The sequence below is a fragment of the Alistipes provencensis genome, from assembly GCF_900083545.1.
GTDB classification, from domain to species: domain Bacteria; phylum Bacteroidota; class Bacteroidia; order Bacteroidales; family Rikenellaceae; genus Alistipes; species Alistipes provencensis.
This window is the reverse complement of record NZ_LT559262.1, coordinates 1,535,903-1,560,879: the sequence shown is the minus strand read 5'-3', so window position 1 is coordinate 1,560,879 and position 24,977 is coordinate 1,535,903. Positions and strand designations below refer to the sequence as shown.

The 24,977-nt window shown below is 59.7% G+C and carries 21 protein-coding genes; 9 read left to right on the top strand and 12 right to left on the bottom strand.

What is annotated here, in order from left to right; all coding sequences use genetic code 11:
- Window positions 1–16 precede the first annotated feature (16 nt).
- Genes BN5935_RS06250 through BN5935_RS06235 form a run of 4 tightly spaced genes read left to right on the top strand, consistent with a single transcriptional unit; the run spans window position 17 to window position 4,532 of the window.
- Window positions 17–769, top strand: a complete 753-nt coding sequence (locus tag BN5935_RS06250) for a zinc metallopeptidase (RefSeq protein WP_064975355.1) — start codon at window positions 17–19, stop codon at window positions 767–769.
- 7 nt (window positions 770–776) lie between these two features.
- Window positions 777–2,378 (top strand): SGNH/GDSL hydrolase family protein, encoded by a 1,602-nt coding sequence (locus tag BN5935_RS06245; protein ID WP_064975354.1) that lies wholly within the window; start codon window positions 777–779, stop codon window positions 2,376–2,378.
- The gene (locus tag BN5935_RS06240; protein WP_064975353.1) at window positions 2,375–3,880 is read left to right on the top strand and encodes an MBOAT family O-acyltransferase; all 1,506 of its coding nucleotides are present in this window, start codon (window positions 2,375–2,377) and stop codon (window positions 3,878–3,880) included. The genes BN5935_RS06245 and BN5935_RS06240 overlap by 4 nt, the downstream gene beginning before the upstream one ends.
- Window positions 3,881–3,887: 7 nt before the next feature.
- Entirely contained in the window at window positions 3,888–4,532 is a 645-nt protein-coding gene (locus BN5935_RS06235) for a phosphatase PAP2 family protein (protein WP_064975352.1), read from the top strand.
- Between the two features lie 28 nt (window positions 4,533–4,560).
- Here BN5935_RS06235 and BN5935_RS06230 read toward each other — a convergent pair whose 3' ends face one another.
- Window positions 4,561–6,186, bottom strand: coding sequence for a DNA/RNA non-specific endonuclease (locus BN5935_RS06230; RefSeq protein ID WP_064975351.1), 1,626 nt, complete (start codon window positions 6,184–6,186; stop codon window positions 4,561–4,563).
- 176 nt (window positions 6,187–6,362) lie between these two features.
- Here BN5935_RS06230 and lysS point away from each other — a divergent pair, with 176 nt between their 5' ends.
- The 5 genes from lysS to BN5935_RS06205 all read left to right on the top strand — a co-directional run bounded on the left by lysS (window position 6,363) and on the right by BN5935_RS06205 (window position 10,880).
- On the top strand, window positions 6,363–8,084 hold the full coding sequence (lysS, locus tag BN5935_RS06225) for a lysine--tRNA ligase (protein ID WP_064975350.1): 1,722 nt from the start codon (window positions 6,363–6,365) through the stop codon (window positions 8,082–8,084).
- Window positions 8,085–8,253: 169 nt separating this feature from the next.
- Window positions 8,254–9,012, top strand: coding sequence for a triose-phosphate isomerase (gene tpiA, locus BN5935_RS06220; protein WP_064975349.1), 759 nt, complete (start codon window positions 8,254–8,256; stop codon window positions 9,010–9,012).
- A gap of 164 nt (window positions 9,013–9,176) precedes the next feature.
- Window positions 9,177–9,641, top strand: a complete 465-nt coding sequence (locus BN5935_RS06215; protein ID WP_064975348.1) for a MaoC family dehydratase — start codon at window positions 9,177–9,179, stop codon at window positions 9,639–9,641.
- A 149-nt stretch (window positions 9,642–9,790) separates the two neighbouring features.
- A complete protein-coding gene (locus tag BN5935_RS06210) occupies window positions 9,791–10,318 on the top strand; it encodes a hypothetical protein (protein ID WP_064975347.1) in 528 nt (175 codons plus the stop codon).
- The gene (locus BN5935_RS06205; protein WP_204244892.1) at window positions 10,290–10,880 is read left to right on the top strand and encodes a PepSY-associated TM helix domain-containing protein; all 591 of its coding nucleotides are present in this window, start codon (window positions 10,290–10,292) and stop codon (window positions 10,878–10,880) included. The genes BN5935_RS06210 and BN5935_RS06205 overlap by 29 nt, the downstream gene beginning before the upstream one ends.
- A gap of 69 nt (window positions 10,881–10,949) precedes the next feature.
- Here the strand turns inward: BN5935_RS06205 and BN5935_RS06200 are convergent, their stop codons facing one another.
- The 11 genes from BN5935_RS06200 to rpsM all read right to left on the bottom strand — a co-directional run bounded on the left by BN5935_RS06200 (window position 10,950) and on the right by rpsM (window position 24,957).
- Window positions 10,950–11,978 (bottom strand): BACON domain-containing protein, encoded by a 1,029-nt coding sequence (locus BN5935_RS06200; RefSeq protein WP_064975346.1) that lies wholly within the window; start codon window positions 11,976–11,978, stop codon window positions 10,950–10,952.
- 36 nt (window positions 11,979–12,014) lie between these two features.
- Window positions 12,015–14,606, bottom strand: coding sequence for a zinc-dependent metalloprotease (locus BN5935_RS06195; RefSeq protein WP_064975345.1), 2,592 nt, complete (start codon window positions 14,604–14,606; stop codon window positions 12,015–12,017).
- A gap of 21 nt (window positions 14,607–14,627) precedes the next feature.
- Window positions 14,628–16,157, bottom strand: a complete 1,530-nt coding sequence (locus BN5935_RS06190; protein WP_064975344.1) for a PKD-like family lipoprotein — start codon at window positions 16,155–16,157, stop codon at window positions 14,628–14,630.
- Window positions 16,158–16,170: 13 nt separating this feature from the next.
- Window positions 16,171–16,974, bottom strand: a complete 804-nt coding sequence (locus tag BN5935_RS06185; RefSeq protein WP_064975343.1) for a DUF4843 domain-containing protein — start codon at window positions 16,972–16,974, stop codon at window positions 16,171–16,173.
- Between the two features lie 8 nt (window positions 16,975–16,982).
- Window positions 16,983–18,440 carry a RagB/SusD family nutrient uptake outer membrane protein gene (locus BN5935_RS06180; RefSeq protein ID WP_064975342.1) on the bottom strand — a complete coding sequence of 486 codons (1,458 nt, stop codon included), beginning with the start codon at window positions 18,438–18,440 and terminating at the stop codon, window positions 16,983–16,985.
- A gap of 19 nt (window positions 18,441–18,459) precedes the next feature.
- Window positions 18,460–21,474, bottom strand: coding sequence for a SusC/RagA family TonB-linked outer membrane protein (locus BN5935_RS06175; RefSeq protein WP_064975341.1), 3,015 nt, complete (start codon window positions 21,472–21,474; stop codon window positions 18,460–18,462).
- Between the two features lie 413 nt (window positions 21,475–21,887).
- Window positions 21,888–22,496, bottom strand: coding sequence for a 50S ribosomal protein L17 (rplQ, locus tag BN5935_RS06165; RefSeq protein ID WP_064975339.1), 609 nt, complete (start codon window positions 22,494–22,496; stop codon window positions 21,888–21,890).
- A 4-nt stretch (window positions 22,497–22,500) separates the two neighbouring features.
- Window positions 22,501–23,493 carry a DNA-directed RNA polymerase subunit alpha gene (locus BN5935_RS06160; RefSeq protein ID WP_064975338.1) on the bottom strand — a complete coding sequence of 331 codons (993 nt, stop codon included), beginning with the start codon at window positions 23,491–23,493 and terminating at the stop codon, window positions 22,501–22,503.
- A gap of 21 nt (window positions 23,494–23,514) precedes the next feature.
- A complete protein-coding gene (rpsD, locus tag BN5935_RS06155) occupies window positions 23,515–24,123 on the bottom strand; it encodes a 30S ribosomal protein S4 (protein ID WP_064975337.1) in 609 nt (202 codons plus the stop codon).
- A 50-nt stretch (window positions 24,124–24,173) separates the two neighbouring features.
- The gene (rpsK, locus tag BN5935_RS06150; RefSeq protein WP_010262449.1) at window positions 24,174–24,563 is read right to left on the bottom strand and encodes a 30S ribosomal protein S11; all 390 of its coding nucleotides are present in this window, start codon (window positions 24,561–24,563) and stop codon (window positions 24,174–24,176) included.
- Between the two features lie 13 nt (window positions 24,564–24,576).
- On the bottom strand, window positions 24,577–24,957 hold the full coding sequence (gene rpsM, locus BN5935_RS06145; protein ID WP_064975336.1) for a 30S ribosomal protein S13: 381 nt from the start codon (window positions 24,955–24,957) through the stop codon (window positions 24,577–24,579).
- Between the last annotated feature and the right edge of the window lie 20 nt (window positions 24,958–24,977).

The window sequence follows — 24,977 nt, the reverse complement described above, 5'->3', positions numbered from 1 at the left end:
CGCTATGACATTTCCTATGATTACCCTGCTCCAGACAGGCTATTACACTCAGGAGAGCGCCGGAATCAGCTACTCGGCCGCCACGATGGGCATGTTCGTGCTGATCATCGCCATCGGCGTCATCGGCTTCATCGTGCAGGCGCGCCTGCAGTCGGTGTTCAAGAAGTATTCGAAGGTCCAGTTCCCGGGCGGGCTGACCGGTGCCGAGGTCGCCGAGAAGATGCTGCGCGACAACAACATCCACAACGTGAAGGTGACGCACGTCGGAGGTCACCTCACCGACCATTTCAACCCGCAGACGATGACCGTCAACCTCAGCGACTCGGTCTACTCGTCGACGAGCGTCGCGGCGGCGGCCGTCGCCGCCCACGAGTGCGGCCACGCCGTACAGCACGCTCAGGGCTATGCGCCGCTGGTGCTCCGTTCGCAGTTGGTTCCCGTCGTGCAGTTCGCCTCGTCGGCCGCCACATGGATCATCATCTTGGGCCTTGTCATTCTGGCCTCGACGCAGAACGAGATCCTGTGCTGGATCGGCGTGGGCATGATCGCCATGTCGGCGGTTTTCTCGCTCGTCACGCTGCCCGTGGAGTACAACGCCTCGGCCCGCGCCGTGGAGTGGCTCCAGACCAGCCATACGATGCAGGGCGCCCAGCTCGCACAGGCCAAGGAAGCCCTCTCGTGGGCGGCCCGCACCTACCTCGTGGCGGCGTTGAGCGCCATCGCCTCGGTCCTCTACTACGTCTTCCTGATCCTCGGAAGGCGCGACTAACCCGGCAATGAACTCCCCCGAAAAAGACTACACCCACCGCAGTTGGCTGGCGACCGCGGCACTCATCGCAGTGCTCGCGGCCGTCGGCTTCATTCCCCCGCAGAGCGTCGGAAGCGTCAAACTGCGCCGAGCCAACATCCTCTCGGACATTCTGGTCTTCGACGATGCGGCCGCTGCCGAGCCCATCGCCGAACCCGTTCTTTTCGACGAGGCGGATTTCCACATCGACCTCGACGCCGTCGCCGAACGCATCGAAGCCGACACCGCCCCGCGCCAGACGCAGACCACCTACCAGTGGCTCATCCCGCGGGACAGCCTCCGCGGCCAACGGCCCGAGCCCGACTCGGCGCGCTTCACCGCGACATTGGTCCCGATCGAGGATTACAGCGGCGACGGCCGCATCCGCGCTTTCTGCGACACGCTGCTCAACGCCCAACGTCCGGTGCGCATCGCCTTCCTCGGCGACTCGTTCGTCGAGGGCGACATCCTCACCGCCGACCTGCGCGAACGGCTCCAGTCGGCCTTCGGGGGACGGCCCGGCGGCGGCGCGGGATTCGCCCCGATGGCCTCGCCGCTGACGGCTTTCCGGCGCACGATCAAAACCCAGTCGAAAGGCTGGACAGCCTACAACATCATGCAGCGCAAGGCCGCCCCGGCCAACCTGCGCGAGAATTTCTACGTCTCGGGCTGGGTCTGCCAACCCACGGCGGGCGCCTCGACCCGCTGGGAGAACACCGACTACCGCAAACTGCTCGACTCGTGCGACGGGGCGCGCATCCTCTTCCTCTCGCCCCGCGACAGCCGCGTCGAGGTGACGCTCAACGACACCCTGCGCCGCGAGTTCGACATCACGGGCGACGCCGCCGTGCGCCAGATCGAGATCTCAGCCCCGCACATCCGCTCGCTCGCCTTCAAGGTGCTCTCCGGCACGGAGGGATTCATCGGCTACGGCGCGGTCTTCGAAGGCGGCGGAGTCGTCGTCGACAATTATTCGGTGCGCAGCAACAACGGACAGGCGATGTTCTGGACCAACCCGTCGGTCAACGCCCAGATCAACGCCCTCACGGGTTACGATCTGGTGATCCTCCAATACGGGCTCAACATCATGCAGGCGGGCGTGAAGAGTTACACCAACTACGCGGCGCAGATCGAAAAGATGGTAGCTTTCGTGCGGAGCTGTTTCCCGGGGGCCGCGGTGCTGGTGCTGGGCGTCAGCGACCGCTCGACGAAGACCGACGCGGGCTTCGAACCGATGGACGCCATCCCCTACATGCTCGACTTCCAGCGCGGGGCGGCCCGGAACACGGGCGCGGCCTTCTGGCCCACATGCGACGCCATGCGTGCGCAAGGGGGCATGGAGCAGTTCGTGAAGAACGGCTGGGCGGGCAAGGACTACACCCACATCAACTACGCCGGCGGACGCCGCGTGGCGTGGGCGCTGTTCGACGCCCTCAACGCCGAAGCCTGCTCCCTCCATGCCGAGCAGCGGGCCGCCGAACTGCGCCGGCAGGCCGAAGCCGCCGTGCTCGACTCCCTGCAAAGGACGCGCATCGAGCGCAGCCTGCTGCCGTCCGCAGCTCCCGAACCGCTTAATCCGCCGATACGATGACGCTTCCCGCGACAGACGGCATTTGGGACAAGGTGCAGGCGCTGCTGGCCTACGACGCTTCGTCGCCGCTGATCTTCAGCAGCGGGCTGTTTCTCTTCCTCTTCGCGGGGTTCCTGCTCATCTACAGCGCCTTCCGCCGCGCGCCGATGGCCCGCATCGTCTACGTCATCGCCTTCTCGCTCTACTTCTACTACAAGTCGAGCGGGGTCTATTTCCTGCTGCTGATCTTCGCCGCGGCGAGCGACTTCCTGATCGCGCAGGGCATCTACCGGGCCCGCTTCAAGGGGCTGAAACGCTGGCTGGTGGCCCTGAGCGTCGCCGTCAACCTCGGAATGCTCGGCTACTTCAAGTACACCAACTTCTTCGTCGACATCTCCAACCAGTTGTTCGGACAGGGATTCCTGCAATTCCAGAACATCTTCCTGCCGGTCGGCATCTCGTTCTTCGTCTTCCAGTCGATGAGCTATACCATAGACATTTACCGCGGCCAGTTGAAGCCTTTGTCCAACTGGCTCGACTATCTCTTTTACCTGTCGTTCTTTCCGCAGCTCGTGGCCGGCCCGATCGTCCGGGCCCGGGATTTCATCCCCCAGATCCGGCAAAACCCGATCGTCGTCACCCGCGAGATGTTCGGCACGGGCGTCTTTCTGATCCTCACGGGTCTGTTCAAGAAGGCCATCATCTCGGACTACATTTCGCTCAACTTCGTCGACCGCATCTTCGACGAGCCGCTGCTCTACTCCGGGTTCGAATGTCTGATGGGCATTTACGGCTACGCGCTGCAAATCTACTGCGACTTCTCGGGCTATTCCGACATGGCCATCGGCATCGCCCTGCTGCTGGGATTCCGCTTCCCGAAGAACTTCGACGCCCCCTACAAGTCGGCGACGATCACCGAATTCTGGCGGCGGTGGCACATCTCGCTCTCGACGTGGCTGCGCGACTACCTCTACATCTCGCTGGGCGGCAACCGCAAAGGCCGCATCCGGACCTACGGCAACCTGTTGCTGACGATGCTGCTGGGCGGATTGTGGCACGGCGCGGCGGTGCGCTTCATCCTCTGGGGCGGGCTGCACGGCGTGGCGCTGGCCCTGCACAAACTCTGGATGGCGGTCGTCCCGGGTGCCAAGGCCACCGGGGCCCAGATGCACTGGTGGAGCCGTACGGCGGGCATCTTCCTGACGTTCAACATCGTCTGCTTCGGATGGCTGATGTTCCGCGCCGACTCGATGCAGACCGTTTCGCTGATGCTGCACCAGATTTTCGAAAATTTCAACGCCGCGATGATCCCGCAGGTATTGACAGGATACGCCGCCGTCTTCGCGCTGATCGCCGCGGGGTATATCCTCCACCTGCTTCCGGGCCGGGTGGACGCCCTTGCACGGCGGATCGTGGTCCACGCGCCGCTGGTGTTGCAGGTCGTGATGGCCGCGGCGATGATCTGGTGCGTCATGCAGATAAAATCCAGCGACATACAGCCCTTCATCTACTTCCAATTCTAAGTGACCGATGTACGACTTTGACCATCAACTGTTTCTCGATCTGAATTTCGACGGCGGCCCCTTCATGGACCGTCTGATGCTGACCGTCTCGGGCACGGCGATGTGGCTGCCCCTGTATGCGCTGATCCTCTGGCTCGTCTGGCGCGGCGGCGGATGGCGCAACGTACTCGTCTTCACGGTGCTGATGGTCGCGGCGCTGGCCCTCTCGGACATGGTTTCGGGCATCTTCAAGGGCAACGGCCTGCTGGGCGACCTGCTGCCTGACTTCGAACCGCGCTGGCGGCCGATGTTCACCCCCTCGCTCGAAGGGATGGAGATCGCCCCCGACTCGCTGCGGGCGCTGCGTATGGCCGGTACGCCGGGCGACTGGAGGGTCCACGTTCCCGTCGAGGCCGTGAGCGGCCGCTTCGGAACCGTCTCGGCCCATGCGGCGACGATCGTCGCGCTGGCCGTGCTGTCGGCCTCGGTGATCCGCCGTCGGTGGTTCACGGGACTGATGGTTTTCTGCACGCTCGTGATCTGCTATTCGCGCGTCTATCTGGGCAAACACTTCCCGATGGACCTCGTATGGGGCACGCTCGTCGGAGTGCTGCTGGGACTGGCGGCCTTCTGGGTCTATCGGAAACTGACCGAAAAAAAGGAGCTGCAATAGCAGCTCCTTTTCGTTTTCGCCAGCCGGGTCAGAAACCCCACTCGCCGGGAACAGGCTCCCGACCCTTCACCTCGTCCGGAACGTCCGGGAAGAACTTCATGCCCATCTTTCCCTCGATAAAGGAGACCGGAACGGCAATCGCCCGCAACTGCGCTTTCGTACCCGCTCCCGTTTCGGAATCGACCAAATCGCTGTGCGTAAAGGTCTCGATCCAGAAACCCACGGCCTGCAATTCGTCGGCCGTGCAGTCGGCGATCCGCTTTTTCGTATTGCCGGCCTTCGTGCGCAGCATGATCTTCCACTGATGCGTCGGCATGATGCACTCTTTCTGCTTCGGATCGGGCGTCGGCTCGCTGTAATTCGAAGAGTCGAAATCCTTCCAGTTGTCGTGCTCGTACCAGCATCCCGCCACCACGAAGAGCGTGTCGGCCACGCGGTTGATATTCGTCCGCCCGTCGTCGGCCGTAATATCGTTCTCGGTGTTATTGCTGCCCGAAATCACGGCCTCGACACAGCCCCAGACCGTCCCGAAAGTCGATGCCGCCGCATTGGGCTGCGGGGCGATATTGGTCGGATAGAAGGTCTGCTTGTTGATTTCGGAGTCCTTGCCTCCACGCTCGCGCGACATGCAGAGATGACCTTTCGTCCAACTACCGCTCAGTCCGAGCGTCGTCCGGATGGTATTGTTCGACCAATACTGATACGGATCTGCTCCGTTTGCACCGTCGCTCTGGTAGATTTTCGACTGGTACGACGCATCGAGCCGAGGATCGGGAGCCCAAGGGTCGGGACTCGTACGTCCGTAACCGCCCTCACCGTAACAATCGGCCAGCGGATAGGCTACCCAAATCGGATTGTGGCGCCGCGTATCGTAACAATAGGAGTAGTTGCGCACGGTTTTACCGGTCTTGACGGTTTTGGTCCAATGCGTATAGAACGCATAGTCGCCCGAAACGGCCGCCGCGTCTTTCGATGGCTGCACCCAGTTGGAGGCCAGCTCCGGAAAGCGGTAAGGCGTGTTAAGTATCTCGCAGGTCCCGGTCTTGGCGCCGGAGCCCTCACCGGCCGTAACGGTCAGCGTACAGCGCACCCCTTCGGGTGCAGCCGTGATGGTGATCGTGCCATCGCCCGTGCCCGAGACGGGTGAGAATTTGAGCGCCGGATTGGGACAGGAGGCGGTCCACGCGGCGTTCGAGGTCACGGTAATACGGTTGGTGCCCGTAGGGTTGAAGCGCATGTCGGCGGGAGCGACCGTGAGCGTCACCTCGGCCGGAGCCGCGGCGCGGGTCACGGTAATGGTTTTGCCGGAAGCCTTGCCCGCAGCGGTGCGCACCCCGACTTTGACGGACGTCCCCTTGGGCATATCTTTCACATAGAAAGTCCCGTTGCCGTTGCCGGACGAAGGGGCGACCGTCACGGCTGCCGAAGCGGGTTCCCAATAGACCTGCCACGCACCGTTGGCCATCACACGAACCGCATTGTTGGCGGATTCAGCCTCGTCGAAAGTAAAAGAGGCAGATTCGACGGCGGCATAGGAGTCGTCCGAAGAGTCGTCACCGCCGCAGGAGGCGAAAAGCAGCAGGCAGGCTAAAAGAATCCGCGGAGGGGGGGGGTAACGCAGCATGCCGCGAAAAAAGGAGTCGAATTGTTTCATAGATTGGCATTTTGATTAGACGCTATAAGCAAATTTAATCATTTCCCCGGGAATAAGCAAATCTTTTTCCCCGGTTTCGGAGCGCAGCGCGCAGCAGAACGCCGAAACAGTTGCTAATTTGCCCATTTTTCACTAATTTTGCACGGATATAACGATAATCATAAAACACACACGATATGGCACTCGAACTCAGCGAACAGGAACAGCTTCGCAGACAGTCGCTCACGGCGCTCCGTGAATTGGGCATCGAGCCCTACCCCGCCGCCCGTTACGAGGTGACGGCCACGGCGCGCGAAATCGCCGACAACTACGACGCCGACAAGAAGAACTTTCAGGAGGTGCGCATCGCCGGCCGCATCATGTCGCGCCGCATCATGGGCAGCGCCTCGTTCTTCGAGCTGCAGGACCACACGGGCCGCATACAGGTCTACATCCGCCGCGACGACATCTGTCCCGAAGGCGATCCGACGCTCTACAACACGGTCTTCAAGAAACTGCTGGACATCGGCGACTTCGTGGGCGTCGAGGGCTTCGCGTTCCTCACCAACACCGGCGAGCTGTCGGTACACTGCCGCCGGTTCACCGTGCTGTCGAAGTCGATCCGCCCGCTGCCCGTCGTCAAGGAGAAGGACGGCAAGACGTTCGACGCCTTCACCGACCCGGAGGTGCGCTACCGCCAGCGGTATCTCGACCTGATCGTCAACCCGCAGGTGAAGGACACGTTCGTGCGCCGCGCCAAGATCATGGCCACGATGCGCGAGTTCTTCAACTCGAAAGGCTACATCGAGGTCGAGACTCCGATCCTGCAACCGATTCCCGGCGGCGCTTCGGCCCGTCCGTTCATCACCCACCACAACTCGCTCGACATCGACCTCTACCTGCGCATCGCCACGGAGCTTTACCTCAAGAAGCTGATCGTCGGCGGATTCGACGGCGTGTACGAGTTCGGCAAGAACTTCCGCAACGAGGGCATGGACCGCACGCACAACCCGGAGTTCACCTGCATGGAGATTTATGTGGCCTATAAAGACTACCTCTGGATGATGGAGTTCACCGAGCAGATGCTCGAAAAGGTGGCCATGGCCGTGAACGGCACCACGGAGCTGACGATCGACGGCAAACCGATCTCGTTCAAGGCCCCGTTCCGCCGCCTGACGATGACCGACGCCATCCGCGAAAAGACAGGTTACGACATCACGGGCCGCTCGGAGGATGAGCTGCGCGAGGCCTGCAAGCGGCTCAACGTCGAGGTCGACGAGACCTACGGCAAGGGCAAGCTGATCGACGCCATCTTCGGGCAGTACTGCGAGGAGGAGCTGATCCAGCCCACCTTCATCACGGACTATCCGCGCGAAATGTCGCCGCTGTGCAAGCGCCACCGCTCGAATCCCGAGCTGACGGAGCGTTTCGAGCTCTTCGTCAACGGCAAGGAGTTGTGCAACGCCTACTCCGAGCTGAACGACCCGATCGACCAGTTGGAGCGCTTCCAAGAGCAGCTTCGGCTCTCGGAAAAGGGCGACGACGAGGCGATGTTCATCGACATGGATTTCGTGCGCGCGCTGGAATACGGCATGCCGACCTGCTCGGGAATGGGCATCGGCATCGACCGCCTGACGATGTTCATGACCGACCAGACGTCGATTCAGGACGTGCTGTTCTTCCCCCAGATGCGTCCCGAAAAGAAGGCCGTGCAGGACCCCGTGGAGGCCTATACCGCCATCGGAGTGCCCGAGGAATGGGTTCCGGTGATCCAGAAGATGGGCTACCTGACCGTCGAATCGCTGCAAAAACTCGCCCCCGGCAAGTTCTTCAACGACCTGTGCGGATTCAACAAGAAGAACAAGCTCGGCCTGAAAGCCCCCTCGATCGACGAGGTCAAGAAGTGGCTCGAAGCATAACAAAAGCCGAAAATTTCGTAATCATAACCCGTATTTCGGCAGACAACCCGGTCGCCCCTCCCGAGGGAGGGGTTTGGGGTGGGGTCAGACTTGTAAACGCAGCCACCGGCTGCGAATAAAAACAAACAGAAACGAAACAACTGAATATTAACACAAAAACATTCTGATTATGCGTAACAAAATTGTTGCCGGCAACTGGAAGATGAACACGCTTCCCGCCGAAGGTGTCGAACTGGCCAAAGGCGTCGCAGCAGGCCGCGGAGAGGTTTGCTCGTGCGTGAACTTCATCGTATGCCCGCCGTTCACCCACCTGTCGATGGTTGCCGAGGCCCTGAAGGGTTCGGACATCGCACTCGGCGCACAGAACTGCGCAACGGAGGCCAAAGGCGCCTACACGGGCGAGATCTCGGCGTCGATGATCGCCGCACTGGGTTGCAAGTATGTGATTCTCGGCCACTCGGAGCGCCGCCAGTACTACGGCGAGACCTCCGCAACGCTCAACAAGAAGATGGCTCAGGCCTATGCAAACGGACTGATTCCCATCTACTGCGTAGGCGAGAACCTCGACGAGCGTGAGGCCGGCAAGCACTTCGACGTGGTGAAGGCCCAGATCGAGGAGGTGGTTTACAACCTCACCGAGGAGCAGTACAAGGAGCTGGTGATCGCCTACGAGCCCGTATGGGCCATCGGTACCGGCAAGACCGCATCGGCCGAGCAGGCACAGGAGATTCACGCCTACATCCGCAAGGTGCTGGCCGCCAAGTTCGGCGCCGCAGCTCAGGAAACGGCGATCCTCTACGGCGGTTCGTGCAAGCCTTCGAACGCTGCCGAGCTCTTCGCCAAGGAGGATGTGGACGGCGGTCTGATCGGCGGCGCAGCCCTCAAGGCCGAGGATTTCCTCGGAATCGGCAAAGGATTCTCGAAATAATCCCCGACGGTGACCGGCCCGCGGCGGGTCCGGTTCCGGAGTCAGATCCCCGGCCTTTCAAGGCCGGGGATTTTTCATTTCATCCTTAAGGGTGTTCAATACGCAATCCGGTTTTGAATCCGCCCGACTTTTCCGTATCTTTGCAACAAGACAAAACAACCGATATGAGCAAACTGATTATCAACAATTTCGACGAATTCGCGCAATTCGAAGGACAGGAACTCGGGGTTTCGGACTACCTGAAGATCACCCAAGAGCAGATCAACCTCTTTGCCGACGCGACCCTCGACCACCAATGGATCCATGTGGACCCGGAGCGGGCGCAAAAGGAGAGCCCCTACGGCTCCCCCATCGCACACGGATACCTGACACTTTCGCTGCTTCCCCACCTCTGGGCACAGGTCGTGCAGGTGAACAACGTGAAGATGATGGTCAACTACGGCATCGAGAAACTGCGTTTCAACCAACCCGTGCTGGTCAACGACGAGGTCCGGCTGCGCGCCGCCCTGCAGTCGATCTCGAACCTCCGCGGGGTCATCAAGACCGAAATCCGGGTGGTGCTCGAGATCAAGGACCGCCCCAAGAACGCCTTCGAAGCCACGGTCGTATTCCTCTACCATTTCCAGTAGCCGGAAAACCACGGCCCCGCTTCTCGGAAGCTGCACTTCCGACTTGTGCATTCGGCCGCAAATCGTTATCTTTGTATTTTAAACCTGCGCTCGGGCGGAGAACTCCTCCGGGAGTCGTCTCCACCCGGCCGAAAACCGATTTTATAAAAATGAAACACCTCTTCATCCTCCTGCTGGCCGCACTCTCCGTAACGGCCTGCAACCACACCGGCAATGCCGGCAGCGAAACGCTGACGGTCGACGAACTGCTCGCCACGGCCGACGCACTGGTGGGCGACACCGTCCGTGTGGAAGGTCTCTGCGTCAGCACTTGCGGCCACGGCAGCACCCACATCACCCTGATGGGCAGCGACACCACACAGATGGTCGAAGCGCTGGCCGACGAACACATGCAGTCGTTCGACCCGATGATCTCCAACCGCACGGTCGCCGTCGAGGGCGTCGTGGCAGAGCAGCGTGTCGAACTGCCGTTCCTCGACGACTGGGAGATGCGTCTCAACGCCAGCATCGAGGGCGGCAAGGGCAATCCCGAAGCCGTAGCGATGCTCAAGGAGCAGATCCGCGAACTCCGCGACTCGATCGCCTCCCGCCGGGCACGCGAGGGCAAGGAGTACTGGAGCATTTACCGTATCGAAACCTTCGCCTGCCATGCCGTCGACGATGAAGCCGGGCGCTAAACGCGGCTCGCAGTTTCGCCGCTGGGCACGGGTCATCCACCGCGACCTCTCCTACTTCTTCGCAGGCGTGGTGGTGGTCTATGCCGTGTCGGGCATCGTGCTGAACCACAAACGCGACTTCAACAGCAACTACTCGGTCAGCCGGACCGAACTGCAAATGCCGGGCACCTATCCCGTTCCTGCCGAAATAAGCCGTGAACAGGCCGAGGAGTTGCTCCGCACGGCCGATTCCAAAGCGCGCTACGCAAAGCATTACGTCAGCGGCGAACACCGGGTGAAGGTCTTTGTCGCCGGAGGCTCCGTACTCGAGGTGGACATGCAGAACGGCCGTGCCGTCTACGAAAAACTGACGAAAAGGCCCATCATCAGCTCGATGAACCGCCTGCACTACAACCCCAGCCGGTGGTGGACCCGTTTTTCCGACGTGTTCGCCGCATCGCTGCTCATCATCACGCTCACGGGGCTGGTGATGGTTCCGGGCCGCAACGGACTGCAGGGCCGGGGCGGCATCGAGCTCGCGGCGGGCATTGCCGTGCCGATCCTTTTTCTGCTCTTCCTGTAAGATGCGCAAACACAAAACGGGGGCGGTCGTTCGATACGACCGCCCCCGCTGTTTTCAGTACCGGACTGTTTATGCCCCGGCCTGCGTCACTTTCATACGGAAGAGTTCCTTGTCGTTCTCTCCCACCAGAATCACATCCAGTTTGCGCGCGGCACCGGTCGTGTTCTCCGAGGTGGCATAGATCACCCACGCCGATCCATAGAAAGATTCGACCCAAGCATCGCTTACCTCCGTCGAGGTGCCTTCTATAACCACTTTCACCGAACACTCTCCGTTCGCTTCGACACCAAAGGTCTGCTTATTCGTCGCACCGAACGTATCCTTGGCGAAATTAACCGCATAAGGAGATGTCAGTTCATTCTCCCAATTTTCATCATAAACTGTGGCCGACGTTGCCATAGGCGCATTCTGACTGAGGTAGATCGTAATAGGTTCCGCATTGCCTGCCGAAATCGTCACGGTAGCACCACTTTGTGGCATAGAACCCGTATTGGGGTTAAAGGTAACGATCAACGCATCGCCGCTGGCCCCTGAAACTGTCTTGAGCGAGCAATAGGGTTCGTCGCCATAGCCGGGATCGAGTTCGGCGGTCCAAAGGTGCGCATTGGTGGTTACCGTGGTAACGGTCACGTCCCCGCCCGCCGCAGGAGCCATAATTGCATAATATCCCTCTCCCGGCAGGTCGATCGACAGGGTCGCATCCACCGGTTCGGGGAAATCCTGCGTCACGGTGAACTCCACGGGAGTTACCGTTCCGGCCGAAATGCGGTATTTGGCTGTACGCTCCGCAACGCCCGTATTGTTTGCCGGAGCCACCTTGATCCGGGTGGCGCTCTGGACCGTCACCACGCACCACTCGGCCTTCGACTCGCCCTCGGCCAGCACCTGCTCGACCGTAACCGCCGAAGCGTCGGTGTCGAGCGCAATGAACTGTGCCTCGGGGGAGGTAGCCACAAATGTCAGCGCAGCCTGTGCGGGATCGGCCAGCGCGAGTTTGGTCACGGTGGGCTGGTCGTCGCCCCCGTCGTCATCGGAACACCCGGCGAATGCCAACGCAGCCAGTGCGAACGCCGGAATCAGGAATTTCACTTTTTTCATAACCTAACGAATTTTAAATGTTGATAGAACCACAAATTATTTCACGTTGTCGAACGCCGCCTCGATCTTCAGAATCTGGAATGCGTAGAAATCCCGCGTGCGGGCGTCGCCCGAACCCCGGCGCTGCTTGTAGAGGTTCAGCACCCGGCGCAGCGTAGCCGTGTAGAGCGGCTGCCCGACCTGTGCCGAGAGCGACGGACCCTTCATGTCGTGACGGTAGTAGGAAACATCCCCTGCCGACGCCTCGTTACACTCGGGATGGTTGCAGACAAACGGAGGCAGCGCCTCGTCAGCCATGCGCACCAGCAGGTCGGTCCCGTCGTCCGTGAGTCCTTTGCCCAGTTGGAGCGCCGTACCCGAAGGACCCGTCAGCCCACTGTTCTTGAGCAGTGCAGTCACGGCGGCGCCCTGCAGGTTCATCTCTTCGATGGTCAGCGAACCGCCCCGGACTGCCGATGCGAAGACCGTGTTGTAGGCATCGTTCAGATAGGTGTCCACACGGTAGATTCCCTTCTGTCCCGAACGCTCGCCCTGATAGATGCTGCCCAGAGTCGCAGGGCTGAATATCTTGCCGGCGACACCCGAAGCCGCATTGTCGAGAATCGTGGAGGGCTGGCCCAGTTTGTCCATCAGCTCCTGAGGCAGCAGCCACGCACGCGCCGTAAGCACCTGATCGACGAGCCACTCCATGGCCTTCTTCTGCCGTTCGCGGGGAATGTAACTCAGGGCGCGCAGCGACCGTCCGTCCTGCACCAGATCCTTGTACTCCACGCCGCCCAGATAAGGCATCACATGCATCAGGTAACGCGTGTACTGACCTATTACGGAGGCGTACATCGACTGAATTACGGTATAGTTGCGGTTCTCCTCGGCAAACCAGTCGCAGAGGTTGGCGATGATGTACTTGCAGTTCTCGATGCCGTAATTACCCGCCTTGATATGGTCGTTGCCCAGATCCTCCGACTGGTCGGTGGGGTCGAGCGTCAGGAAAATCTGCTGTGCGCCGAACTCGTACATCGGATCGTCGCGCTTGGCGGCCAGCAGGTCGTTGAGCAGCGGCAGCTCCTCCTCGGCATCGCGCGTCTTCTCGAAGATGCGGTAGCCCCAGTTGATGGCGTGGATGTCGTAGACGCCGACCAGAGGCGGCACCATCCGCACGCCGCGCTCGAAATCACCGCGCTGGGCGACATAGTTGTTGCGCGCGTAGTCCATGATCGAGGGGGTCGTGCCGTATTTCTGCGTGAACGACGGACTGCGCAGCGAGTCCACCGGGAACGAATAGCTCGCCCCCATGTTATGCATCAGTCCCAGCGTGTGGCCCACCTCGTGAGCGGCCACATAGCGCAGCGACTCGCGCATCACGTCGTCGTCGAAGACCTGCTTGCGCACGCGCGGATCGACGGCGCCCGTCTGGGCGAAACGCCAGTTGTGCACCAGCGAAATGACGTTGTGGTACCAGATGACGTCGGCCACCAGAATCTCGCCCGTGCGGGGGTCGGTGTAGCTCGGGCCCATGGCATTGGCCACATCGGTGACGGCATAGCGGATGCAGTTGTAACGGATATCGTCGGGGTCGAACGACGGATCGTCGGGATAGTCGCGGGCCTCCATCACGTTCTTGAAGCCAGCGGCCTCGAAAGCCGTGTTCCAGTCCTCGACGCCCTGCTTCACCACCTCGCGCCACTTGTCGGGGAAGGCATTGTCGACATAGAAGACGATCTTGCGCTCCGGCTCGACCAGTTCGCCGCGGTAATATTTCTCCCATTCGCCCTCTTTCGGCTCGATGCGCCAGCGGTGGATCATCTCATGCGTCAACAGCTTGTCCTTCGACGAGGTGTAGGTGTAGTATTTCGAGCTGAAATAGCCCACGCGGTTGTCCTGCCAGCGAACCTTCATCGGCTCCTCGGGCAGTTCGAGGATCGAGCGCCGCACGGTCACCGTGTAGCCGTCCGGCTCGGAGGAGTAGTTCAGGATGCTGGTGATCTCGAGGTTCTTTTCGAAGACCTTGACCTCCTTGAGCTTCGACCCGGCGGCATCGTACGTCGCACTGATCTCGCCCGGAACCATCGGGCTCTGGCGGATCGGCGTGATCAGTTTGTCGTTCGACACGAAGAACGAGGTCACATCGATCAGCAGCGTATCGTTGCGGGAGGCCTTGATCTTGAAGGTACGGGTGATGGGGTCCTGCACATTGCGGCGGAACGATTTTTCGATGGGATCGTTCGGCGCCACGCGCTCCCAGTGGTTGACCTTGTGGAGGTAGACGTTGGAGGTGTCGGCCGAAAAACGGATCATGAAGGGATCGTTCAGCATCTGTCCCGCCACGAAGTTGGAGTTCTGGCTGATCTCCGAAATCCGGTTGGCCAGCAGGTAACTGGCCTTGAGGTTGCGGGGCGTGACGGCCAGCAGCAGTTCGCCCTTCTTCGTCAGGTAGTAGTCGAACAGGCCGCTGCCTTTCTGGGCGCCCTTGACAGCCTTGTCGAATTTGTCCTCTTTCTTGACGGAGTCCGTCTTTTCAATCTTCGCGGCCTTCTTTTTCTTGTTGGAGAAAGGCCACATCTGCTCCGCATGCAACGGGCTGCACGCCAAGAGCACGGCGGTAGCAGCCAGAATCAGTTGTTTGTTCATATTTATCGGGTGTTGTTTGTGTTACAGTTCCTTGAACCACAGCGAACGGATGCGCTGGAATCCCGTCCAATCAGTATTCTCGTCGGCCCGGAGCTCGATCCGGTCGGCGGTATCCGTCACCGCATACTTGCGGATGCGGCCGCTGTCGGCCTTACCCGCCTCGTAGGTGCAGACATAGACGTAGTCCTTGCTGCCTTCGGCCACGGTGTGGATGTCGGCGTGTATCTGCGTGATCTCCGCGGGTGAGAAATCCAGAAGCTGAACGGGCGTCCGGCCGTTGCGGAAATCGTAGCCATAGAGCACGCCGCCCACCGAGTAGAGCATATAGCCGTGCTGCGAGGTCATGCACCAGTTCGCGGCCTGCGCCACGGGAATCGAGGCGTCGATCTCGTAACGCGCCCCCTTGCTGGGACCGGAACGCAGACAGGCGTAGGTGTAAATCCAGTATTTCCCGCCCTCGGCGTCGTGCAGGATCGTGGCCGACTGCCCCGAAAGGAAGCGCGAATTGACGGTCGTCACATAGTCCAGCCCCGTCTGCCAAGGGAACAGCGCGAGGTCCGATTCGGTATCGGTGGCGTTGCGCAGGGTTTCGTTGTTGCGCAGCAGGTAGCAGAAGCGCTTGTCGTCGTCGTTATAGAGCATGACGGTCGTGATGGACCCGGCGCCTGCACCGCCGCTCAGGTTGTAGGCCATCCTGTCGCCGATACGCACATAGTCGTAGCTCTCGGCATAACGGTTGACCGGATTGCCGAAATAGCCCGTATTGATCGACGAGATGCTGTACACATAGGCGTAACCGTCCACCAGAAAGACGCGGAACTTGTCGTCGATCTGGATCATGTCCGAGGCGGCGGTCTGCGTGAGGTACTGGGGGTTGGCGAAATAGTTCCGCATCACGGTGTAATCGTCCGTCCCGAACGATTCGCGGTCGTAGAGGAAACTCCCATCCCCGGTCGAGAGGTAGATGCGCCCATGCGCCAGCGAGGTGTACTCGTCGTTGTCGCACCAGATGCGCAGGGGGTTCTTGTGGCGCGTGTCGTCCCTGACCACGTCGCGCTGGAGCAGCGTGTCGCGGCTGATCGACACCATATCCACGACGGTGCCGCCCTCTTCGTCCTCCGCGGCGACCAGCCAGCCGCGCGTGTAGGCCGTACTGACCGAAATCTCCGTACTGCGGCTGAACACCAGCCCCGTACCGGGGTCCGTGATGCGCAGCAGCAGCGAGTAGTCGTCGCTGGGCAGGTCGACAGCGTAATCCAGATCGCGCGTCCGGGCGATCGTGGTGCGCTCTCCCGGATTGCGGATCTGACCCACGGCCACCCACTCGTAGTCGTAAGCCCCCGTGAGTTCCGGGTCCTGCGACGCCGTGATGTGGGGAGTGATCTTCAGTTCGTCGATGCCCGAACGCAGTTTGTATTCCACGCCCTCGAAGCCACGGGCCCCGATGACGATCTCGTTGATATCGCGGTAATCGTAATTCCCCTTGTCGCCGTAGCAGCCGCCCGACAGGAGAAGGAGTGCGGACGCCGCAAACAAACAGCTCTTTTTCATAGACTCTGAATCATTATTCGGCCGAATCCGGCCCGGATTCCATTTTCACGGGATTTCCCTCCTCGTCGAGGTAATCTTCATAGACGGTCCGCCCGGCGCGCTCCTCCTCGTCGAGGTAGCGGCGGAAATTCTGTCCCAGCACCTTGCGCTCGATGTACGACAGGGCGTCCGGCTGGAAATCGGCGAGCGTCAGGTCGAAGACGCTGCACATGAGTTTGATCTTCTTGTCCGAATAGGTCCCGTAGAACTGGTCCGACCACCCTTCGAGCCGCACATACTTGTCGCTCACCGTGACGGTATGGCGCAGGATGTCCGTGCCCACGGTTTCGGTCCCGTTCACCGGAAGCCATTCGCTCAGCGGCAGGTCGAACTGCTCGTTGGGAAGCAGTTCGAGCGTGAGCGTAAGCTCCTTTCCGTCGAGCGAAGCCCGGCGGAAGAAACGGATCGGAATATAGCCGTAAACCTCCCCGGCTTCGACGACGCAGTCGCCTTCGGGCAGTTCGTAATCGTGTCCCTCCTCGGCCGTGGTCCGGTCGGCAACGGTGCGGTAGGCAAAGGCGCGCGGATAGTCGGCCACCGCGCCGATGACCTTGACCCGCAGTTGCAGGGTCTGCTCGTCGGTTCCGCTGGGCAGCAACGCGAACGGAACGCTCGAACCGGCCGTATAGCGGGGGTTCTCCTCGTCGCTGCCCGATTGCAGCATGGCGAAATAGACGCCCGTCCGTCCGTCGTAGGTCCGGATGGATTCGTTGCAGGCCCCGAGTGTCAGGGCCGCGGCCGCGAGCGTCGTGATCAGTCCGTATCTGTAATTTTTCATGTCGGTCGCTATTTATGGTGCTCCTGTTCCTTTTCGGGCAGCGGGAAGAGGTAATTCGCCGGATCGAAATCCAGATAACCGCCGTTGCCGCTGTAGATTTTCCGAATCATGGTCTTGCGCAGGCGCTTGTAGTACCAGAAAAGCTGTCCCTCGCCGACGAACTCGCGGATGTACTCCCCCGTCAGGTCGTTGTCCAGCGTCCCCGTTGCGGGCAGCGAAGTCGCCTTGCGGGCCGAACGGAGCGCGTTAAGCCACTCGTAAGCCTCCTTTTTGGAGTCCTCGCACTCGGCGGCGATCAGGTAGACTTCCGACATCCGGATGATGGGGACCATCGAGGCGTAGCCCAGCTCCATGTCCTGCACCTGCCCGTATTTGACGAAGAAGCGCTGGTCGACGCCCTCGGTGTTCTTGAGTGTCTGCCACTGGTAGGTCCGCAGGTCGCTCTCCGAATCGTAGAGATTATGCACGGCCAAGTCGTTCATCGTGAGCAGATTGACCTGTTCGAGCTTGTTCGAGAAGAATTTGTCGTGGATGTCGCTCGTGCGCTTCGAATTGACCGCCGAGAAGAGCGCCTCCGACGAGAAGATGCGGTCCTCGGAATTCTGCGTGGCCACACCGACGGCGGTCTGCCCGGTCACATCCTCGCGCGAAGCGAAGGGGAAAAACTCCCCGGCCTCGTCGATCACCTCCCCGGCCAGTTGTCCGGCCAGCTTCCGGTCGCCGATGTAAATGGCCAGACGCGCCCGCAGCGCTTTCAGGGCAAAATAGTTGAGCCGCAGGTGCCGGCTCCGGTAACGCACCGAACCGGTCGCCGAATCGTTCAGCCGGCCTTCGGTACGCACAGGGTCCCACTCGGCAAGCTCGGAGAGCGCGTCGGTGAAATCCCGGTCGATCTTTTCGGCCACCTCGTTGGCCGGCAGCAGCGGCGTGACGGTCAGTTCGCTGCTCGTGCGGTAGGGGATCGACGTGCGGGCGGGGGCCTCCGCGAAAATGGGGCCGAAGATGCGCAGTATCTCGAAGTGCAGCAGCGCCCGCATACCCAGCATCTCGCCGCGGATGATGTGGTAGGCGCGGTCGGAAAGCACATCGCGCTCGCTCTCGCAGTGCTCGAGTATCTTGTTGACGTTGGCGATGACGAAATAGGTCTTGTCCCATGTCCCGGCGACGGCCGTCTTGCGGGCCTCGGCGGAGTAGGCGCCCAGCGTAATGAAGGTGTGGGTCGAGGGCTGCGTGGTGTCGAAATACTGGGCCTGCACGTCGAACGTGACGGCCGCGAGCGACTTGCCGTAGAGATCGGCCTGCGGCAGCTCGGCATAGACGCCGTTGAGCGCTGTGAAGAATCCCTCCTCGGTTTCGAACAGGGTGTTCTCCATGATGCGGTCCGACGAGTCGATCGTCAGCCAGCCCTTGCAGCCGCCCAGCAGCAGCGGCAGCGCCAGCAGGAAATATAGCTTGTTGATTTTCATAAGCATCCGGTTTTTCAGATCAGAAACGCAGGCTGATCGACAGTGAGAAACTTTTCGAAAAGGGATAGTCCGTACCGCGCTCCTCCTTGAAGGAGGCCAGGCGGAAGATGTCGTTCATATAGAGCCGGAACGAAGCGCCCTGAACGCCGACGACATGCAACCAGCGGGCCGAGGTCTCGTAGCCGATGGAGATCGACTCCCCGGAGATGTAGTTCTCCCGGAGCACGAAGCGCGACGACATGGGCGTGGTGTCGTTGATGCTGATGGCCTTGAAGCGGGCCCTGTCGCCGGGTTTCTGCCAGCGGTCGCTCAGCGCACGCCGGTCGAGGTTGTAGTAGAGCGCCGTTTCGGAGATGTTCTCCACCTTGTTGTAGAGCGCCGAGGCGAAAACATCGGCCCCGAAGCTGTAACGCAGGTTGACGCTGGCCGAGAAGCCCTTGTAGTAGATCGAGGTTCCGATGACGCCCTCCAGATCGGGGGCCGACGAGCCGACCACCACCTCGTCGTTGGCGTCGTACTTGAACGTATAGCTGCCGTCCTTGCGGATGAAGACCTCGCGTCCCGAAGAGGGGTCGATACCGTGCGAACGCACGGCCCAGATGTCGTCGGGGCTGGCGCCGTCGTAATAGCGCTTGAAGGTCGTGGCGCTGCCCTTCTCGTTCATGAAGTCGAGTTTGTCACCGATGTTGCGGTACTCCGAGCGGTTCTGGCTGAACGAAGCGTTCACGCTCCAGCGCAGGTACTGCCGTTTCATGAGCACCACATTGAGGCTGCCCGAGAAACCCTTCGAGATCTGACCGCCGAAATTGGTGTAGATGCGCGTCGTACCCAGCGACGGGGGCACGGGGATCTGGGCCAGCAGCGGATCGGTGTTCTTGTGGTAGAAATCCACGGATAATTTCACGCGGTCGAGGATGTCGACATCGAGTCCGACGTTCTTGTCGATGGTCTTCTGCCACTTGAGGTTCGGGTTGCCGAACTTCTCGAGGATCGCGCTGGTTCCGAAGAGATTCTGGTAGGTGGAGTTGTAGATATAGGTTCCCGATGCCGTGTAGGCGTCGAAATTCTGGTTTCCGGGATTACCGATCGAGAAGCGCAGTTTCAGCAGGTCGATCCATTTGACCTTGCACCACGCCTCGTTGTGGATGTTCCAGCCCACGCCCACGGCCCACGTCGTCGTGAAAAGGTTCTCCGAGCCGAAAACCGACGATCCGTCCATGCGCAGGCTGGCATCGAACAGGTAGCGGTTGCGGTAGGAGTAGTTGCCATTGAGGTAGAAACTCGTGCTGCGGCTGATACGGTCAGTATAGCTCGGTTTATCGCCCTGCTGGAAGCCCTCGGAGAACGAAGGATTCTGGTGCAGGTCGCTCGTGAAGCCGAAAATCTCATAGCCGGTGTTCTTCTGCGTACGCGAACTGAAGTTCCAACCGCCGACGGCATTGATCTGGTGATGGCCGAAAAGCCGGCCGTAGGTGACCGTGACATCGCCGTTGTAGCTCATCATATCGGTCTTTTCCGTCGTATAGGAGCCTTTGGAGGTCGAACCGTTGAAATCGGAGTGTGCGGGCGACTTGAACGCCTCGCGCTCGGAGATCGTTTTGTTCAGGCCGAGCCGCCCGCGGACCTGCAGCGAGGTCACAGGGCGCCAGATGACCGTGAAGTTGTTGCGCAGCCCGAGGTCCTTCGTCACGTCGGTGTTGACCACCTTGCGGAGTTGGTAGAGGGGGTTGTAGATGAACTCCTGCGCCACGGAATAGGGCTCCAAGAACTCCGGAATCTCCCCGTCCTCGTTGTACTTGCGGTAATAGGGATTGGCTTGGGCAAAGGTCGAAAAGGAGACCGGCTCGCGTTCGCTCTTCACGGAATCGAAGCTGAAGTCGTTCGAGAAGATCAGCTTGTCGGTACGGTAGACCAAGTTGATGTTGCCGCCCGTAATACCCTTCTCGGAACCCTTCATGATACCTTTCTGATCGCTGTAATTCAGCCCCACGCCGTAGAGCATGGCCTCGCTGCCGCCGTCGATATAAAGGCTGTGCGAGTGGTTCAGCACCGAGCGCAGGGGGACCGAGAGCCAGTAAGTATCCACACCGCGCATCACCTCGGCCCGCCGCGAGTTGTAAAGCGCATCGAGCTGGTCTTGGTCATCGCCGACGTAGCGTCCAGCCAACACTTCGTAGCGGAGCTTCTCATCGGCATTCATCAGGTTATAGTCCGAAAGGTCGGGGAACTCGAACCGCAGGTCGGCCGAATAGGAAACGCGCAGTTTTCCCGGCTCGGGCTTGACCGTCTCAACGACGATCACGCCGTTGGAGGCTTTCGAACCATAGATGGCGGCCGAAGCGGCATCCTTGAGCACCGTGACACTGCCGATACGGTCCATGCTCAGATTCTGGATCTGGGCGATCTCCACTTCGATACCGTCGAGGATGAAAAGCGGCTGGTTGGCCGTATTGTCGTATTCGGTGGTGAGGTCTCCCACCAGACTGGTCTTACCGCGGATTTCCAGATCGGGCAGCCGGTTGGGGTCGGCGCCGAAAGCGCGGTTCTCGACGACCGTCAGCGCGGGTTCGAGGGTCTTGAGGCTCTGGAAGACGTTCTTCGTTCCGATGGCCCGCAGCTCCTTACCCGTGTAGGTCTTCGCCGAACCGGCGAAACTGTTCTTGTCACGGCTGTAGATACCCGTCACCACCACCTCGTTGACCTGCGTGGCGTCCTCCTTGAGCACGACCTCGAAGTCGCGCTGGTTGGCATACTCCACCTCGAAGGGGACCATACCGATAAAGGTGAAGACGATGATTTGTTTGCCCGCCGGGATGCCCTGCAGCCGGAATTCGCCCTTGGCATCGGTCGCGGTACCGATCCGAGGCGTCGATTTCACATAGACAGAGGCGCCGACAATGAACTCGCCTTTCTCGTTCTTGACATTGCCGGTCATTATCCGGCCGGGCTTGGAAGCGCTATTCTGTGCCCGGGCAAGAGGGGGGGGGAACAGGATCAGCACGGACAACAGCAGCAACAGGTGTCGCAGTTTCATAGATTCGGTGCATTACCATCCGCCGGGGAGACGGCTCCGGCAGATCTGAATTTATTTGACTTTTGTATACTCCGGACAGGTGTTCGGCACCGGAGCTTAGGTCACAAAGATAGAATATTAATTTTTAATAGCAAAACTGGACGCATCCCTAAAAAAGATGATTTTTTCATTTTTTTGCTGCCGGCCGAAAAAACGCGCCCGTATTGCAGCCGGCCCCACAAATCCCGCCTCCGGAATATACCTGTCCATAACGCAATCTGCCCCGGACTTATCCGGGGCAGGCAGAGCACAAAAGATATCCTGCAAATCGGATTTGTGCTTAAACGAAGTGTGGCACGGATGGGTAGTACCGGAGTACGTCCCATTCGCGCCACACGAGAGCAAGTGCAAAGATGCCCTGTAAAATCGAAAATTTACATTTTCTTGCCTACGTTGGTCTTCTTGGCGACCTTCGGAGCGGCAGCCTTGGCCGAAGCGGCCTTCGGAGCTGCGGGCTTCTTCGGGGCAGCAGCCTTCTTGGGTGCGGCCTTCTTAGCCTCGCCGCCTTCGACAACGGTAGCCTCCTCGACAGCGTCGGTCTTCTTCGCTGCGGGCTTGCGCGAACGGCGCGTCTTGGGTTTGGCCTCCGAAGCGGCTGCCGGAGCGATGCCCAGCGTGTAAGCCTCGTTGAAGTCGACGAACTCGATGATGCACATGTCGGCAGCATCGCCCAGACGGAAACCGGTCTTCAGGATGCGGGTGTAACCGCCCGGACGCTCGGCGATCTTCGGGGCGATCGTGCGGAACAGTTCCGTCACGGCCTCCTTCTGCTTCAGGTACGAGAATACTACACGGCGCGAGTGGGTCGTGTCCTCTTTCGACTTGGTCACCAGAGGCTCCACGAACTGCCGAACGGCCTTTGCCTTCGCAACGGTGGTCTCGATGCGCTTGTGCATGATCAGCGACGATGCCATGTTCGAAAGCATCGCCTTGCGGTGTCCCGCCTGACGGCCGAGGTGGTTGAAATTCTTATTGTGTCTCATTTAATTAATCTTTGTCAAGTTTGTAGATTGATACGTCCATACCGAACTTCAGGTTCAGCGAGGTCAGCAGCTCGTCGAGCTCCGTCAAAGACTTCTTACCGAAGTTGCGGAACTTCAGCAGGTCGTTGCGGTTCAGCTTCACGAGATCCCCCACGGTATCCACGTCGGCAGCCTTCAGACAGTTCAGGGCGCGGACCGAAAGGTCCTGATCCGAGAGCTTGGTCTTCAGCAGTTGACGCATGTGGAGAACATCCTCATCGAACTCCTCGGCACCGTTCGTGTCTTCCATGTTGACGGTGATCTTCTCGTCGGAGAAGAGCATGAAGTGCTGGATGAGAATCTTGGCGGCCTCTTTCAGAGCCTCCTTGGGGTGAATCGACCCGTCGGTGGTAATTTCCAAATTCAGCTTCTCGTAGTCGGTCCTCTGCTCGACGCGGTAATCCTCGATCGAGTACTTCACGTTCTTGATGGGCGTGAAGATCGAGTCGATCGGAAGCGTTCCGAACTCGCTCTCGGCGGGGGCGTTCTCCTCCGCGGGCACATAGCCGCGGCCTTTGCCGATCGTGAGCGTCATCTGCATCTTGGTGCCCGGGGCCAAGTGACAGATCACCAGGTCGGGATTGAGCACCTTGAAGAACGACAGGTAATTCGAGATATATCCGGCAGTCAGCTCCGTCACACCCGCAACGTTAATGGATACTTTTTCTGCATCCTGATTGTCGACTGTGCGGATAAAACGAACCTGCTTCAGATTGAGGATGATGTTCAACATATCCTCCATCACACCGGGGATAGCGGCAAACTCGTGATCGACACCGGCTACCTTGACGGTCGTAACGGCATATCCCTCGAGCGAGGAGAGCAGAATACGACGTAAAGCGTTACCGACAGTCCTGCCGAACCCGGGCTCCAGCGGCCGGAACTCGAACTTTCCGAACGACGAAGTGGATTCAAGCATAATAACCTTCTCAGGTTTCTGGAATGCTAATATTGCCATAATAGTGAATTTGTTTGATTACTACTTCGAGTACAACTCGACGATGAGCTGCTCCTTGATGTTCTCGGGAATCTCCTCACGCTCCGGACGCTGGAGGAACCTTCCGCTCATCGAAGCGTTGTCCCACTCCAACCAGGCGTAACGGCTCTTCGACGAGCCGGCCAGAGATACCGAGATCACCTCCAAGCTCTTCGACTTCTCGCGAACCGATACCACGTCGCCCGCACGCAGCGAGTACGACGGAATGTTCACGACGTTGCCGTTCACACAGATGTGGCAGTGCGAAACGAGCTGGCGGGCGGCTGCACGCGTCGGGGCGATACCCAAGCGGTAAACGACGTTGTCCAGACGGCACTCCAGCAGCTTCAGCAGGTTCTCACCCGTGATGCCGCCCATGCGTGCAGCCTGTTCGTAGGTGCGCGAGAACTGCTTCTCCAGCAGGCCGTAGGTATATTTGGCCTTCTGCTTCTCGCTCAACTGCGTGCCGTACTCCGACACCTTTTTGCGCTTGCGCGCCAGACCGTGCTGTCCGGGAGGATAGTTGCGCTTTTCGAGCACCTTGTCCGCACCATAGATAGCTTCGCCGAACTTGCGGGCGATTTTCGATTTAGGTCCTATGTATTTTCCCATTGTCTTAACTTATTATAAAAACGTTGAATATTCCTTACCTCGCACCGAAATCAGACGCGGCGGCGGTTAGGAGCACGGCAACCGTTGTGCGGCAGCGGAGTAACGTCGATGATCTCCATCACCTCGATACCTGCGCCGTGGATGGTACGCACAGCCGACTCGCGGCCTGCACCCGGACCCTTGACATAAACTTTCACCTTGCGCAGACCCATGTCGTAAGCGACCTTCGCGCAATCCTGCGAAGCGGTCTGTGCAGCATACGGAGTATTCTTCTTCGAACCACGGAAGCCCATCTTGCCGGCCGACGACCAACTGATGACGTCACCCACCTCGTTGGTGATGGTGATGATTACGTTGTTGAAAGTGGAGTGTACATAGACATTGCCCAAGGCACCGACCTTAACAACCTTTTTCTTAACTGTTCCAGTTTTCTTTGCCATAATTCTCTAAAGATTACTTCGTTGCCTTTTTCTTGTTTGCGACAGTCTTCTTGCGGCCCTTGCGGGTACGCGCATTGTTCTTGGTCGACTGACCGCGAACCGGAAGACCCAGACGGTGACGGATGCCGCGGTAGCAGCCGATATCCATCAGGCGCTTGATGTTCATCTGGACCATCGAGCGGCATTCGCCCTCGACCTTGATGCCCATATCGGCGATCGTCGAACGCACGGCTCCGATCTGATCGTCCGTCCAGTCCTGTACTTTGAGATCGTAGCTGATGCCAGCGTTCTCGAGAATTTTGCGAGCCGTCGAGCGACCGATGCCATAAATGTAGGTCAGGCCGATCTCGCCTCTTTTGTTTTTCGGTAAATCTACACCGACTATACGTGCCATATAAATACTTTTTCTTTTTT